The organism is Stenotrophomonas sp. STEN083 (assembly GCF_056759195.1).
Map to the genome: position 1 here is coordinate 1 of NZ_JBRRCU010000016.1, position 15,251 is coordinate 15,251.

General features: G+C 64.2%; 14 protein-coding genes. All 14 read right to left on the reverse strand.

What is annotated here, in order from left to right:
- Nucleotides 1-178: 178 nt before the first annotated feature.
- The 14 genes from ACVOK8_RS07155 to ACVOK8_RS07220 all read right to left on the reverse strand — a co-directional run bounded on the left by ACVOK8_RS07155 (nucleotide 179) and on the right by ACVOK8_RS07220 (nucleotide 15,243).
- On the reverse strand, nucleotides 179-1,789 hold the full coding sequence (locus tag ACVOK8_RS07155) for a sulfite reductase subunit alpha (protein ID WP_481566225.1): 1,611 nt from the start codon (nucleotides 1,787-1,789) through the stop codon (nucleotides 179-181).
- The gene (locus ACVOK8_RS07160) at nucleotides 1,786-2,766 is read right to left on the reverse strand and encodes an FAD:protein FMN transferase (RefSeq protein ID WP_481566276.1); all 981 of its coding nucleotides are present in this window, start codon (nucleotides 2,764-2,766) and stop codon (nucleotides 1,786-1,788) included. The genes ACVOK8_RS07155 and ACVOK8_RS07160 overlap by 4 nt, the downstream gene beginning before the upstream one ends.
- A 176-nt stretch (nucleotides 2,767-2,942) precedes the next feature.
- The gene (locus ACVOK8_RS07165) at nucleotides 2,943-3,749 is read right to left on the reverse strand and encodes a DUF4198 domain-containing protein (RefSeq protein WP_481566226.1); all 807 of its coding nucleotides are present in this window, start codon (nucleotides 3,747-3,749) and stop codon (nucleotides 2,943-2,945) included.
- Between the two features lie 25 nt (nucleotides 3,750-3,774).
- Nucleotides 3,775-4,296 carry a DUF2271 domain-containing protein gene (locus ACVOK8_RS07170; protein WP_481544434.1) on the reverse strand — a complete coding sequence of 174 codons (522 nt, stop codon included), beginning with the start codon at nucleotides 4,294-4,296 and terminating at the stop codon, nucleotides 3,775-3,777.
- Between the two features lie 25 nt (nucleotides 4,297-4,321).
- Nucleotides 4,322-4,966 carry a PepSY-associated TM helix domain-containing protein gene (locus ACVOK8_RS07175; RefSeq protein ID WP_481566227.1) on the reverse strand — a complete coding sequence of 215 codons (645 nt, stop codon included), beginning with the start codon at nucleotides 4,964-4,966 and terminating at the stop codon, nucleotides 4,322-4,324.
- A gap of 319 nt (nucleotides 4,967-5,285) precedes the next feature.
- On the reverse strand, nucleotides 5,286-7,700 hold the full coding sequence (locus ACVOK8_RS07180) for a TonB-dependent receptor domain-containing protein (RefSeq protein WP_481566228.1): 2,415 nt from the start codon (nucleotides 7,698-7,700) through the stop codon (nucleotides 5,286-5,288).
- 117 nt (nucleotides 7,701-7,817) lie between these two features.
- Entirely contained in the window at nucleotides 7,818-8,231 is a 414-nt protein-coding gene (locus ACVOK8_RS07185) for a hypothetical protein (RefSeq protein ID WP_481566229.1), read from the reverse strand.
- A gap of 288 nt (nucleotides 8,232-8,519) precedes the next feature.
- On the reverse strand, nucleotides 8,520-9,206 hold the full coding sequence (locus ACVOK8_RS07190; protein ID WP_481566230.1) for a Fe2+-dependent dioxygenase: 687 nt from the start codon (nucleotides 9,204-9,206) through the stop codon (nucleotides 8,520-8,522).
- 53 nt (nucleotides 9,207-9,259) lie between these two features.
- Entirely contained in the window at nucleotides 9,260-11,563 is a 2,304-nt protein-coding gene (locus ACVOK8_RS07195; RefSeq protein WP_481566231.1) for a catecholate siderophore receptor Fiu, read from the reverse strand.
- Nucleotides 11,564-11,724: 161 nt separating this feature from the next.
- Nucleotides 11,725-12,156, reverse strand: coding sequence for a hypothetical protein (locus ACVOK8_RS07200; protein WP_481566232.1), 432 nt, complete (start codon nucleotides 12,154-12,156; stop codon nucleotides 11,725-11,727).
- A 269-nt stretch (nucleotides 12,157-12,425) separates the two neighbouring features.
- Entirely contained in the window at nucleotides 12,426-12,758 is a 333-nt protein-coding gene (locus ACVOK8_RS07205; protein WP_282272227.1) for a non-heme iron oxygenase ferredoxin subunit, read from the reverse strand.
- Nucleotides 12,755-13,291, reverse strand: a complete 537-nt coding sequence (locus ACVOK8_RS07210; protein ID WP_481566233.1) for a GNAT family N-acetyltransferase — start codon at nucleotides 13,289-13,291, stop codon at nucleotides 12,755-12,757. Before ACVOK8_RS07210 ends, ACVOK8_RS07205 begins: the two co-directional genes overlap by 4 nt.
- 229 nt (nucleotides 13,292-13,520) lie before the next feature.
- On the reverse strand, nucleotides 13,521-14,660 hold the full coding sequence (locus tag ACVOK8_RS07215) for a TonB family protein (protein WP_481566234.1): 1,140 nt from the start codon (nucleotides 14,658-14,660) through the stop codon (nucleotides 13,521-13,523).
- The gene (locus tag ACVOK8_RS07220; RefSeq protein ID WP_481566235.1) at nucleotides 14,650-15,243 is read right to left on the reverse strand and encodes a biliverdin-producing heme oxygenase; all 594 of its coding nucleotides are present in this window, start codon (nucleotides 15,241-15,243) and stop codon (nucleotides 14,650-14,652) included. Before ACVOK8_RS07220 ends, ACVOK8_RS07215 begins: the two co-directional genes overlap by 11 nt.
- Between the last annotated feature and the right edge of the window lie 8 nt (nucleotides 15,244-15,251).

Genomic DNA, 15,251 nt, shown 5'->3' on the forward strand with positions numbered 1-15,251 from the left:
GTTTGGGGGTGCCAAACCTGCCCCCCCCGGGGGTCCCTTTCTCGGCCCCCCCCCGGGGGGGTTGGCCCCTCCCCGCCCCCCCCGGGGCCCCGCCGGGCCCCCCACTACGTTTGGGATTGCTTGTAATGCTTCTGCCGAGCATGGCTCGGCACTACCGGTGCGTTGCAATGCCGACGGATCAGTAGACGTCGCGGCGATAGCGGCCGGCGATGCGCAATGCTTGATGCGCTTCGGCACCAATCGCGTCGATGATCACTTTGTCCACGGCCGGGGCCATGCCTTGCAGGCTGCCGCAGACCAGGATGGTGGCGCCGTCGTCCAGCCATTGCCGCAGTACATCGCTATGCGCGGCCAATGCGTCCTGCACGTAGTGGAAGTTGCCGTGATCGCGGCTGAACACCGTATCCAGTCGCTCGATTCCGCCTTCGCGCTGCCACTGCTGAAGCTCGGCACCAAAATGGAAATCGTGGGCTGCGTTGCGTTCACCGAACAGCAGCCAATTGCGTTGCGCGCCGGCATCGATGCGCGCACGCAGATGTGCGCGCAGACCCGCAATGCCGGTGCCGTTGCCGATCAGGATCAGCGGAGCATCATTGCCCGGTGGATGGAAGTTGCTGTTGCTGCGCAGGCGCAGATCAATGCCGTCGCCGATAGCGGTGTAATCGCAGAGCCAGCCGCTGGCCAAGCCGGGCGTTCCGTCCGGGCGCAGTTGCCGGCGCAGCATCAGTTGCAGGCTGCCTTCGCCTGGCATCGAGGCAATCGAGTACTCGCGGTGCGGCAGTGGCTTGAGGCTGGCGGCCAATGCGTTGGCGTCGCGGCTGTCGGTGCTGTCAGGAAGATGGGACTGGGCGAGGGCATCAACGAGTTTGCGGCCGTCAGCGAGCACACTTGCAGCATCGAAACTGTTTGCCTGCATCCACTTTGTCACCGCATCAGCCGACTGGCGTGGGCCGATCTCGGCAATATCACCGGCCTGCCAGGTCGGCAGCGTTCCATCCGCGGGCTGCAGCTGCAGGTGGAATACCTTGCCGCCCACGCTGTCGGGATTGAGCACGTCGCGCCTGCGTAGCAGCCATGACTGATAGGCCGGCGCACTCCAATCGGTGGCATTGGCCGCTTCGCCGCCAAGCTGGCCAAGCAACTGCTGCCAATGGCGCAGTGCGTTGGCATCGGCGTTGTCTACTTCTACCGTATCGAACAGTGGCTGTGCGCCGTGCGTGCGCAGCCACTCATCGAGTTGATGGCCGAACGCGCAGTAGTGCTCATAGGTTTTGTCGCCCAGCGCCAGCACTGCGTACTGAAGTTGCGGCAGCTCAAGCGGCTGCGGCATCACCCGGCTGAGGAAGGCGAGGGCATGATCGGGTGGATCGCCTTCGCCGGTGGTGGCGGCGATGAACAAGGCTTGGCGGCTGCTGCCGAGCAGGGCTGCATCAACCTGATCGATGGCGCGCAGTCGGGTCTTGTGACCGGCGGCACGCAGATGTGCGGCGGTGCGTTGTGCCAGTTGCTGGGCAAAGCCCGTCTGGCTGGACCAGACCACCAGAATCGGTGGCTCCTTGCTGTCGCCGCTATCGTCATCGCGTTGGCGGGTGCACCACCACAATGCGAAGCAAGCCCCCGCATAGATCGACAACGCTGCCAGTGCCATCCACCATTGCGGTGCCAGTGGCGCGGCCGGCCACCAGCTTTCGCCCAGATGCAGGCTTAGCAGCAACAGCGCGATCAGCAGCAGGCCGAGGCCAACGGCGAGATTGCCGAGCAGGGAGCGGGTGGAGCGATTGGGGTTCATTGCGTGCTTGCGTCCAGGTAACGCTGGAAGGCGGGCGTCATGGTTTCGACCAGGCCATTGCTACTGCGGATGATGAAGCGTGCAGCCAAGTCATGGTCGTTGGCAAAGGCAAGGCCTTCATCGGCACCCATAACCGTGAGCGCAGTCGCCCAGGCATCGGCGTGCATGGCGTCGCGCGCGATCACCGTGACCGCTGCAGCGGCGCGGCTGACCGGCGCATGGCTGCGTGGGTCCAGCGTGTGGCTATAAGAGACACCATCGCGTTCGAACTGATGCCAGCGGTCGCCGGAAGTGGCTACCGCCAGATCGTCGAGCGCAAGCACGCGTGGCGGATACTCTGCGCCTGCATCTTCTTCAGGTGCGGATTCGACCAGCACGCGCCAGGGCTGGCCCTCGGATTTCAAACCGTAGCCATGCAGTTCGCCGCCGACTTCGACCAAGGCTGCGCTGATGCCGATGCGGCGCAGCCAGCGGCTGACCAGATCCACGCCGTAACCCTTGGCGATGGCCGATAGATCCAGTTGCAGGCCGCCGGGTTGCAGCGCGCTTTGCGTTTGTGGATCCAACTGCAGTTTGTTCCAGCCACAGCGAGCGGCGACCTCGGCCAGCCGCGCGGGATCGGGTACAACCTGCGCGCCCGCATCGGCGCCAAAGCCCCACAGCGCGACCAAGGGGCCGATAGTGGGATCGAAGGCGCCTGCACTGCGTTCGGCGATGTCGCGCGCGGTACTGAGTACGTTCCAGAAATCGTCGGGCAGTGCGTGCCAGCTGTTGGCGGCGGCACGGTTGTAGCGGCTGATGTCCGAGTCGGCTTCCCAGGTGCTCATCTGCGCGACCACACGGTCGAGTTCGGCCTGGATGCCGGCATGCAGCGGATGCAGGTCGCGGCTGCGCGAAGCCACCAGCTTGACGCTCCAGCTGGTGCCCATGGTGTGGCCGCCAAGGGCGGCGATGTCGGAGTTGGAAGACATCGGTATCGGAAACTGTCTGGGTGCAGTTGGTCCCTTCTCCCGCAGGCGGGAGAAGGTGCCCCGAAGGGGCGGATGAGGGGAGCTTTTGCTTTTGTGGGTCTACCGTAGCTTCAGGAGCACGGCTTCGGCCTTGCCCTCACCCCAACCCCTCTCCCGCACGCGGGAGAGGGGCTTTTAGAGTCTTACTGCGGCAGCACTTCCAGCGTGCCTACGTAGCTCAGGCGGCGGACGCTGGCCTGCGGGATCGAGGTTTTGTTGTCCTCGGTGCCGGTTTCCAGCCAGTACATGCCAGCCTGCGGCCAGGTCACCGAGAACTCGCCGTTGGCGTCGGTGGTGACCTTGATCTCTTCCTGGGCGTTGCGGTAACGGGTGCCGCCACGGGTGATCTCGACTTCCAGGCCAGCGTGTGGCTTGCCATCAACCAGCAGCTTGAACTTGGCCTGCTCACCGGCGAACAGGTCGTTCGGGTGGCCCAGGGCAACCAGTTCCATGCCCTTGCCGGTCGGCTTGAGCGCGGTGTCGTTCGGCTTGCCGTTGGTGACGAAGGTCTCGATGCGACCGGCGGTCTCGGAGACCTTCAGGTCCTTGGCGTCCTTCGGCACTTCGGTGGCGAAGGTGGCGGCGTTACCGCGCCAGCGCTTGGGCTTGCCGTCTTCCTGCCAGTTGGCCGACAGGCCGGCATTGACGGTGGCCAGGCGGTAGGTGCCCTGCTGGGTCAGCTCGACGTCGAACACGCTGCGGTACTTGCCGGTGGCCGCGTTCTGCGGCTGCACGGTGCTGCCGTCCGGTGCGGTGATCACCAGGTTGTCCAGACGCAGCGGCACGTGGTTGAAGTAGAACAGGTCGTTGGACACGGCGGCGTCCACGGTGATCCACGGGTTGGTACCGGCAATGACGGTCTGCGACGGCTGCAGCCAGGCCTTGTGGGCGGCAGCTGAGAAGGGCAGCACGGCGGCGATGGTGGCAGCAAGCAGGAGGGAACGCTTCATCGGTTGGCTCCGTTGGTAATGGGGATCAGGGCTTGACGGCGAGGGTGATGGTGCCCAGCTCGGAGGTGCCTTGGGCACGGCCGTTCTGCGCGGTACGGGCCGGCCAGGTGAAGGGGATCTTGACCAGTTCACGGCCGCCGACTTCGCGCGCGGCTTCCACCACCAGCGAGTACTGGCCGGCGGGCAGGGCACGCAGCTGCGGCTGGCGGTCGCTGAAGCTGAGCTGGTGCTTGCCGACCGGACGGGTCGGGCCGGTGACGCCATCGACCGGCACCTGCAGGGTACGGCCGCTCTTGCGCCACCACTGGCGCAGGTCCGGCAGCCACTTGGTGCCATGGCCTTCGGCGGTGTCGCGGAGCTGGTACCAGACCGACAGGTTGGCGGCGACCTGCTGGTCGGCACCTTCAATCCACACCGCGACATACGGGCGGTGGTATTCGGCCACGTTGAGCTTGGGCACTTCGACGTTGACGTCGAGGCTGGCGGCGTAGGCGGCAGGAGCGGTGGCGATCAAACCGCTCAAGGCGATGGTCAGGGTGACGCGCATGGTGCGACTCCGGAGAGAAAGACGGTCAATGGATGAGGAGCAGGGCGATCAACAGCGGGATCAGCAAACCCAGGCCGACCAGCGGCCAGGTCATGCGCCGCTGCCGCGCATGCAGATGCAACAGGAACAGACCGGTGATGCAGAACACCAGGCAGGCCACCGCGAACACGTCGAGGAACCAGCCCCAGCCCGGGCCCGCATTGCGGCCCTTGTGCAGATCATTGAAATAGGAAACCCAGCCGCGGCGGGTCTTCTCGAACTCCACGGCGCCGGTTTCGCGGTCGATGCTCAGCCAGGCATCACTGCCGGGGCCGGGCATGGACAGATAGATTTCTTCCGGCGACCACTCGGCCTCGCGGCTGCCGATGGACACTTCCAGACGATTGGACAACCAGTCGGCTACGCGCGCTGGCAGCGGCGCATTGCCGTCTTCGCGCTCCCCGAGTGCCTTGAGCACGGGCGCTGGCAGTTCCAGTTGCTGGTTCTGAACCTGTGGCTTGGCTTCGATCTTGGACGCGTGGTTCAAGGTGATGCCGGTGAGGGAGAACAACAGCATGCCGATCAGGCAGACCGCCGAGCTGATCCAGTGCCACTGATGCAGGGTACGCAACCAGAAGCCACGGCTGGCTTGTTGTTGCACGGTGGTGGCGGTGCTGCGGTCTGCGGACACGGGAATCGGGATTATTGAAGGACGACGATTAGAGCACTAATGAGAATGATTCGCAATTTGTGAAGATGCTTCACCCCCTCCCTTTGCCGCAGGCAAGGGGAGGGCCGGGGAGGGGTAGCTTTTGATCTGGCTGTTGCCGTGGTTATGGCCGCAAGCTTGAAGCTTGGAGCAAGATCAAAAGCTACCCCTCCCCAACCCTCCCCTTTACTTCGTGAAAGGGAGGGGGTAGTTCTGCTCGTGCTGGTAACGCTTGAGGATGTGCGGCGTTGACACGCGTAGCCCCTCCCCTGTGTTGCGCACAAGGGAGGGGGCGCCGTGCTTAGAAGCTCAGGTTCACGCTCAGCCAGAAGCTGCGTGCCTTGTCCTTGTTGTTGTAATCGTCCTCGAACAGCACTTCGTTGGTGGCGTCGCCGTAGATGCCGCTGCCATCCAGATCGTTGAACACGGTCTGGTAGGTGGTGAAGTCGCGGTCCAGCAGGTTGTTGATGCGGGCGTTGATCTTCATCCACTGGGTGGCCTGGAACGAGGCACCGAGATGGAATACGGTGTAGTCCTTGTAGTACAGCTCCTGGCCAGTGATCGCACTGACGCCGCGGTAGCGCTTGGAACGGGCTTCACTGGTCACGAACAGGTTGAAGCGGTCGCTTACCTGCCAGTCGAAGGTGGCGTTGGCCATGTGCTTGGCACTCAGGCCCAGCGGACGGCCCTTGTCGGCACCGCTCTTCTGCTCGCTGTCGGTATAGGTGTAGTTGGCGCGCAGGCCGAAGCGGTCGCTGATTTCCCAGCGGCCGGCGACTTCCGCACCCTGGATCACCACCTCGTCGATGTTCACCGTCTTGGTGCTGGTCGCATAGCCCAGATCTGCGTATTCGCCGGTGCTGGTGCAGACCAACGACAGGCCGGTGCCGCAGGGCTGGGTGGAGATCTTGTCGTCGAACTTGTTGTGGAACAGGGTGGCATTGAAGTTATGGCCATCCGGGTGCTGCCAGTACACCGCCAGTTCGGTGCTGGTGCTGGTTTCCGGCTTCAGGTTGGGGTTGCCGAACATCGGCGAGGTGCCCTGGCCGCCAAAGCCGGTGACGCCGTCATACAGCTGGGTGGTCTTGGGGGTCTTGAAGCCGGTGCTGACACCGCCCTTGACCGTCCACTGCGGGTTGACGGTGTACACGCCGTACAGGCGTGGGCTCAGGTGGTCGCCGAATACTTCATGGTCGTCGAAGCGCAGGCCGTAGGTGATGGCCAGCGGCTCGATCACGGTCCAGGTGTCCTCGGCGAACAGCGAGTACATGTTGTGCTCCTGCTTGCGGCCCGGGTCACCTACTTCGGTACCGAACACGCCGTCGGTCAGCTCGCCGCGGATGATCTGGGTACCGAACACGGCGATGTGCTCACCGGCTGCCTGGAACGGCATGTCGATCTTGGCGTCGAAGGTGTACTGCGCACTTTCCAGCACGCGCTTGGGGCGCGGCAGGAAGGTGGAGCCGGCCAACGCGCGGCGATCGGCCAGGCTCATGCCTGCATAAGGACCGGTGCCATCGACCATCTGCAGCAGGTGCTCGCGCTCGGCCACGGTGAATGGCATGGTGCGGCCTTCGTTGTTGGTAGCCACGTGTGCCAGCGAGACGAAGCTGTTGCCGAAGCCCCACTTGCCTTCGTGGGTCAGTGCCCAGGCGTCGCGGGTGAATTCCTGGGTAGGACCGTAACCGGCGCGCGGGTTGGCGCGGCGCGACCAGGTGCCGCCGTTGTTGCGGCATGCGTTTGCGTTGGCGCCGGCGGCGCCCAGGCAGAAGTTGCCGGCGGTGAAGATGCTGCTGATGCTGTCGACGGTGCCGACCGGGTATTCCTCTTCGCCGGCATCGTTGACCTTGATCGAGTTGTCGTATTCCTGGCGCGAGGTGTCGTAGTCCAGGGTGATGGTCTGCGCCTCGGTCGGGGTCCACGCCAAGGTGATGCCGCCAGCCTTGTTGGTGTTGTCCACGGTCTTGCCACCGGCACCAAAGCCCAGTGAGCGGTTGTGCTGGTTGCCGGCCGGGTCGGTTACCGACGAATAAACCGGGTTGGAGGCATCGCGGTCATACCAGCTGGCGCGCGCGCTGAGGTTGAGCTTGCCCGGCAGCAGCGGGCCGGTGACGAACAGGTCGGCGGTACGGTCGTCGCCGAACTGGTCATCGGTCTCGAAGCTGCGGGCCAGCGTGGCCGAGCCGTGCCAGCTGTCCAGCGTGCGCTTGGTGATGACGTTGATCACGCCGCCCATCGCATCGGCGCCGTACAGGGTGGAGGCGGGGCCGCGGATCACTTCGATGCGCTCGATCGCATCCAGCGGCGGGATGTGGTTGAACTGGTTGCCGCCGAAGTTGTTCGGGTAGATGTCGCCGTGGTTGTTCTGGCGGCGGCCGTTGATCAGGATCAGCGTGTAGTCCGAACCCATGCCGCGCATCGAGATGCTGCCCTGGCCGGTCTTGTCGCGGGTCTCGCCCACGTCCACGCCTTCCAGGTCACGCACGGCATCGAGCAGGGTGATGTACGGGCGCTTGGCCAGTTCTTCCTGAGTGATGACCGAGATGCTGGCCGGGGCATCGGTGATCTTCTGCTCGAAGCCGCTGGCGGTGACGACGACCTTGTCCAGCGTGGTCGGCGCATCGTTGGCATGGGCGCTGGCGCTGATGGCGCCGAGCACGGCGAGGCTGAGCAGGTGGCGGGAAACGGACACACGGTGACGCTGGCGCAGGGCCATGGGAATACCTCGATCAAGGAATACAGGTTGCAGCCATCAACACCGCAGGCGCGGACGCAGGCAGGGGCTAGCTGGGAAGAAGAGAGTGGTGAAGCGGAAACGACTACATGCGGAGCGTCAGCTCAACGGTGGCGCTTGCCCACGCTGTTGGCGCGGACTGGCCAGTGCATGGCCGATAACCGGCTCGGATGCAGGGAAGACCGTGCGGATGGGGCTGAAGTCGTCCGCTGCAAACAGCAGTTGCTGGACGCTGGGCAGGGGCTGGGCTGCGCGCGGTGCACGCAGCTGTACTATCCGGCGCAGCTTGGCCGGGCTTTCTTCTTCCAGGTGGCGTTCGCCGCCTTGACGCTCTTCAGCTGGCGCCGAGGCATGGCCGTTCTGGGCCACGCCGAGCCGGGAAAACTGGGTGCCGCTCTGGCATAAGGCGGCCAGCAGCGACAGCAGCAACAGCATGCACAAAGCCAGCGGACGCAGGCTGACAGCGCCGGAAGCGGCGTTGTTCTGTGCGTGCTGGCGCTGTTGCTGCTGCATTCGTATCCCCGGATTGCGGACGCGGCGACAGGGGCCGACGTTCGCGGTGCGGCATTGTAGATACGATTAGTTAACTTTTGCAAATGAGAATTGATAGCAACTTGACGAATGTCAATCGTCATCCGGCAAGCGCTTCCGTCGGCGTGGCTCTGTAGCCCGGGTAAGCGCAGCGCACCCGAGAGCGCGAATTCCCCTGACTTTCAGACTTCCGCCAAGCGCCGCGGGTGCGCTGTGCTTACCCGGGCTACGACCTTGTCATCGCTTTTCAGCTCAGGGCAGCGCCGGAACTCAGGTCTCAGCCCATTGCCGCAGCAGGTTGTGATAGATCCCGGTCAGGCTGACCAAGGACGGGTGTTGCGGGCAATCCTGGGTCAGCTGCTGGATGGAGGTATCCATTTCCCAGAGCATGCGCCGATGGGCATCGTCGCGGACCATGCTCTGCACCCAGAAGAACGAGGCCAACCGCGCGCCGCGTGTTACCGGCTGCACCTTGTGCAGGCTGCTGGACGGATATACCACCAGGTCACCGGCCGGCAGCTTCACTTCGTGTTCGCCATAGGTGTCGCTGATGATCAGTTCGCCGCCGTCGTAATCCTCCGGTTCGCACAGGAACAGGGTGCAGGAGATGTCCGAGCGGATATGCGTGCGTTGTGCGCCGTGGCCGACGCTCATTACCGAGCCATCGACATGGAAGCCGTATTCGCCGCCGCCGGTGTAACGATTGAAGCGTGGCGGCAGGATGCGTAGCGGCAGCGCCGCGGCGAAGAACAGCGGATTGCGTTCCAGCGCGCCCAAGACATGCTGGCCCAGTTCGGCCTTCAGTGGTGAGGCATCGGGCAGCTGCAGGTTGCGTTTGACCTGCGCACCTTGATGGCCAACGGTCTCGCGGCCATCAGCCCAGTCTGCCGCTTCCAGTGCACGGCGGAAACCGGCAACTTCCTCGACGCTGAGTACATTGGGTATGTGCAGCAACATGGCGGTCTTTCCGAAAAGGGCGCAGGGGAGTGTAAGCCCCTGCGCCCATCCGATCAGAAGCGGAAGTCCGCGCTGAACATGAAGGTACGCGGGGTACCCGGGGTGTAGCGGTAACCGCTCTTGTTGATCGCGGCGACGTACTGCTTGTCGAACAGGTTGTAGGCGTTCAAGCGCAGCACCAGGTTGTCGTTGACTGCGTAGGACGCCACTGCGTCATACACGGTGTAGGACTTTACGAAGGCCGGCGTGCCCTTGGCACCGTCGGTGCCACGATGCATCTCGCCGGAGTAACGCACGCCGCCACCGATGGTCAGGCCGAACGGGAACACGTAGCTGGTCCAACCGGTAAACGCATCATCCGGGGTGTAGGTCAGGTTGTTGGTGCCATCGGCGGTCACCTTGCTGCCAGTGTCCACCTGGGTGTTCATGTGGGTATAGCCGGCCGAGACCGACCAGTTGTCGGTGATCTTGCCGACGGTGGAAACTTCAATGCCTTCCACGGTCTTCTGGCCGTTCTGGAAGTAACCATCGGCAGCGCTGCCGGTGATCTCGTTGGTGACTTCGGTACGGAACAGGGCAACGTTCAGCGCCAGTGCGTCATCCAGGAACGCCCACTTGGTGCCCACTTCGATGGTGCGGGCTTCCTGCGGATCCATGTTGATGTTGTTGACGTTGCCAGCGGTTTCGTTGAGCTGGAAGTTGTTGCCACCCGGGGGCTGCTGCGAAATGGCGTAGTTCGCGTAGACGCTGACGGCGTCGTTGGGCTTGTACAGCGCACCGACCTTCCAGTTGATCAAGGTGTCCGAATCATCGAACGACGGCAGCGCGATCAGGGTGCCAACCGGGCGACCGGCGCAGTTGGTGGCGGTGCACAGCGCCGAGCTGCTGTACTCGGTCTTGTAGTGATCGGCACGCAGGCCAGCGGTCAGCATGAAGCTCTCGCTGAACTTCAGGGTGTCGAACACGTACAGCGAGGACGTGGTGGTCTTGCCGTCGGTATGGACGCCGGTGCGACGGGTGGTCAGGCCGGTTGCATTCCAGTCCGGGTTGTACAGGTTTGCCGGGCCCCAGCCAGCGCCAGCGGTGCCGGCCTTGCCCCAGCTCTTCTGCTGTTCCTGGGTGAACTCCACGCCGGTGCTGACGTTGTGCTGCACGCGGCCGGTCACGAAGTCGATGCGCAGGTTCAACTGGTCGGTCAGGATCGTGTTTTCCTGATCCTTGTAGGTCAGGTTGCTGCGATTCATCGTGTAGGTGGACAGGTCATTGATATCCGTCCACTTGATGTTGCCTGCCTGCTGGTCGTTAGCATTGCCGCCGGTCGACATGAATGCCGTCAGCAGATAGTCCTGTTCGGTCTTGCCCCAACGCGCGGTGTTGGTCAGCTTCAGCGTGTCGGAGAAGTCATGTTCGAAGCGGAAGGTCGCCTGCTGCGAGGTCACGTCATCGTGGTCGTAGCGGGTGCCATAGAAGTTCTCCGGGTTCACCGGGTGACCTGCAAGCTGGTCCAGGCCCGGTTGCGGGGTCCAGCCCGGCAGGCCGATGGTCGGCACGAAACCGTCGGGGATGTTGTCCTGCTTCAGGTACTGCAGGTTGAGGAAGTAGCGGGTGTCGGTACCCAGGCCGAAGCCGAACGACGGCGCGAAGCCCCAACGCTTGTTGTTGACGTGGTCACGGCCAGCGACATCGCTGTCTTGCCACATCGCGTTCAGGCGCAGCGCAGCGGTGGTGCCCAGGGTCTGGTTCCAGTCGGCGGTAGCGCGCTGCTGGCCATCGGTGCCGGCGGTGAGGCTGCCTGCGATCGCATCGCGCAGGTTGGCCTGCTTGCTGATCATGTTGATCGCCCCGGTGGGCGCGGTGCGGCCGATATCGGTACCAGCCGGACCCTTCAGCACTTCGACCTGCTCGGTGTTGAACACGTCGCGCGAGATCGAGCCCAGGTCGCGGATACCGTCGACCAGGATGCTGCTGGAACTGTCGAAGCCGCGCATGTAGATGGTGTCACCGGTGCTGGTGTTGCCGTTCTCACCTGCATAGAAGGTGCCCACGCCGGCGCTGTTGCGCAGCGCCTCGGTCAGGGTGGTGGCACCTTGCTGGTTGAACAGGTCGCTGGTGATCACCTGGATGGTCTGCGGGGTGTTCTGCAGGGTCTGGGTGTACTTGTTGGAGGCGGACTTCTCGGCCTTGTAGCCGTTCATCGCATGCACCTCGACCTGGTCCAGGGTCTTGGCATCCTGGGCGCTGGCCAGGCCAGGCAGGGTTGCCAGGCTTAGACCGGTGATCAGGCTGGCAGTGGTCGAAGCCAGGACGCTGATGCGCGGCGCGGTGCTGCTGTGCTTGCGGCTTTTGATATGGGTCATGGTGATGATCGTTAGTGAAAAGGGAGAAGTAAGGCGACCGCCGCGGTCTGCTGACGCGGAGGTAGGGGAAGGGATCGTTGGAGCGAGCCAGGCGGCATGGCGCAGGCGTGGAACGATGAGCAACAGAACGACGGATCGCAGAGCGCGTCCGTATCAGCTGGTCAGCCGCGCGGCGGGGCGTGGCCGGGATTGAGCAGCAGGTAAGGCGCCAACGGATAGCGTTGGGCGCGTTCGACCGCGTGCTGCAGCAGTGTGTCGCTGGCGGCAGTCACGAAGACGCGGCTGGGGGTGAACAGAGCCAGCGGAACCGGGCTGGACAGCATCGCTGCCGGGCGCGGCCGGGTCAGACGGGAGGACTCGCCGCCGGATTCGCTGATGGCGGCCATCTCCAGCGGCTGCTGTGGATGACCGGGTTCAGGCGAAACCAGTACCTGATCGAACGCTTCCAACGCCAGCGGGGCGGTGACCACCGCCTTGGCCTGGAATGCCACGGCCCAGACCAGCAACATGCCGAACACCAGCATCAGCCAAGGCAGGCCCCGCCGCACGGTGGCGACAGTCAGCGTTTGAGCCTTGGTGGACGGGGAGGACATGGGGAAGAGCGCAGACCGTTAATTTCGCGTTATCGCGACAGATGCGCATCTTATTGAGAATTGTTTGCGTTTGCAATGCCGATATGCTTGGTACAGCGAGGTCTTGCCCGGGTACAGGCGGGATGCTTTTGCCGGGGAAGAATGGCCTTTGGATGCCGTGCCAGCTGAGCTGTCGCGGGGACGCGGCCGGGTCTGGAGGCCTCGGGTGCGTGTCGGCAAAGGCTGGGAGTCGCAGCGCTGACTCCCTCGTTACGGTAGGGCCGGCTGGTTCAGTCGCGGTCGTCGCGCGACCAGATGCCACCGTGTTCACGCTTGACCGGGAATTTCGGCACCGCCGTATAGGCCGGTGCGCACAGGGCGCGGCCATCGCGGATGTCGAAGCGGGCACCGTGCAGGATGCACTCGATGCTGCCTTCGTCCGGGTCCAAGGTGCCGGAGGACAGTTCAAATTCCTCATGCGTGCACTGGTCTTCCAGCGCGTACAGCTCGCCGTCCAGGTTGAACACCACGATCGGTGAGCCGGTGACCTCATCGAAGCCGGTCTTCAATTCGCCCGGCAGCAGTTCCTCGCTGGCACAGATGAAGGTCCAGGTCTCGCTCATGCGGCGGCCCCGAGCGGCTTTTCCAGGATCTCGAACTGCAGGTCGTCGCGCTTGGGAATGCCGAAACGTTCGTCGCCATACGGGAACGGCTTCTTGATGCCGGTGCGCACGTAGCCGCGGCGTTCGTAGAAAGCGATCAGCTCGTCGCGGCAATCGATAACCGTCATCTGCATGGTCGGCAGCTGCCACTGTTCGGCCGCATGCTGTTCCGCGCGCTGCATCAATTGCTTGCCGATGCCGCCGCCTTGGGCGTTGGGGTTGACCGAGAACATGCCGAAGTAACCGTGGCCGTTTTCATCGGCGACATGGCAGCAGGCCTGCAACTGGCCGTCCTGTTCAGCGAGCAGGATCACGCTGCGCGGGCGGTCAAGCTCGCCCTGGATGCCGGCGGCGTCAATGCGCTGACCATCAAGGATATCGGCTTCGGTGGTCCAGCCGACGCGCGAGGCGTCGCCACGGTAGGCGGAGGTGACCAGATCGATCAGGGCCGGGATGTCGGCGGCGGTGGCATTGCGGAAGGTCAGCGTGTTCATGGATTGCATTCTAGCGCTGGGAGCTGGAACGGACGATGGGAGGTGTCCTGGGCTGTGCTCCCTCCCTTTGCCTCAGGCAAGGGGAGGGCTGGGGAGGGGGTGCCTCTTCGCAAGGTGATGTAGCAGAGGCTTCGCTTGTGTAGTGCCGAGCCATGCTCGGCTGAGGCTCTACCGGTGAAGCCCCTGCTGAGCATGGCTCGGCACTACAGGTGAAGCGTTTGCCTTGCACTCAACGCATGAAGAACTCGACCGGGAATGACAGTTCCAGCGGTGTTTTGCGTGCTTCCGGCACCGCCGGCAATGGCGTGGCGCGGCGGAAGGTATCCAGTGCGGCCTGATCAAGCATGGCCGAGCCGGAGGTCTGCTCCAACGCCAACGACAGCACCGAGCCATCGCGGGCAAGGCTGACGCGGACGTGGGCGACGCCTTGTTCGCGGCGCGCGCGGGCGGCATTGGGATAGCGGCGATGCCGTTCCAGCTTGGCCATGACCCGGCCTTCCCAGCTGTCCTTGCCGGGGTTTGCTGCGTTCGGCCCGGGCGGAAGCGGCGGGGTCAGCGGTGCGGCGGCGATCGACGCTTCCTGTTGTTGCGGGGCCAGCGCCTGCTGCACCGGTTGTGGAGGCGCGGGCGGTGGAACCACCCAGTTGGCGGTGGCACGCGGTGGCGACGGCGGCAGCGGGCGCGGCGGTTCCGGTTTCTGTTTCTCCGCCGAGGCCGCAGCGGAAGGTGTTGGGGCAACGATTTCTTCCAGCGGCTGCTCCGGTGCACGTGGCGGCAACATCACCAGTTGCGTGCGTTCGACGGGCTCCTCCAACGGCGGATCCATGCTCGGCGCGCGGCTCCACAGCAACAGCGCGAACATTCCAATGTGCAGCAACACGGTCACGGTTGCAGCGACCGAGCGGATGCCGCGTTCTTCCGATTGCGGGGACGGCACCGCGGCCACACCGCGCGGTAGCGGCCGGGTCAGCAGATATAGCGCACAGCCGCCCATGCCGATCGCAACCGCCAGCCACAGCAGCAGCGATGGATGCGCGAAGTACCAGAACACCGCAAAGCCCAGCGCCATGCCGCCGCAGGCAAATGCTTTGGCGCGCTTGGACATCGCGCCCTGTTCGCGCCACAGCCGCAGCGGTGGGCCGAACTGCGGGTGCTGCAGCAGCCAGCGCTCGAAGCGCGGTGAGGAACGGCCAAAACAGGCGGCGGCCAGGATCATGAAAATGGTGGTGGGCATCACCGGCAGCAATGCGCCGATGATGCCCAGTGCCACCATCAGCATGCCCAGCAACAGATAGCCCACGCGCATGGCGCGGTTGCGCCGTGGCGGGGTTGGTGCGGTGCTCAGCGTTGCCTCCATCTCAGTCGGCAAAGCCCTGCTCGACGTAGCCATGCACGTGCTGGAACGCCGCAGTGGCTCCAGCCACCAGACGTTGTTCCTGCTCGGCATCCAAGGCGTTGCCATCCAGCGCCTCGGTGAAACGCCGCCAATGGCGCGCGCGGCCATCCGGGTGTCCGGCCAGGTGGCGGGCACCGTGATTGGCATCCAGGCCGATCTTTGCAGCCAGCTTGAACAGGATGGCTGCGCCGAGGTTGGAGCCTTCGACCACGTACAGCCAACCCAGTGCGGTGGCCGGGTCGATGTCGCTGCTCAAGGCGGAATTGTCATCGGCGGGCAGGGTTTCACCGAGGTCGTGTAGATCCTGCTGCAGTTCCTGCAGGCGCTGGCGCTCGGCCAGATCCGGCAACAAGCCCTGCAACGCCGGCAGCGAGTACAGCACCGCGAGGTCACGGTGGAAGCGGTACTGCACGCGCAGGAAGCGCCGGTAGTTCTCAAGCGATGCGAAGGGTTCGCCGCGCATGATGCGTTGGTCCAGACGCTCGTGAGTGCCATGGGTGGCGGCCTTCAGGCGTTGACTGCGGCTGATTTCCAGCAGCATTGGGGAAGCGGACATATGCAGGT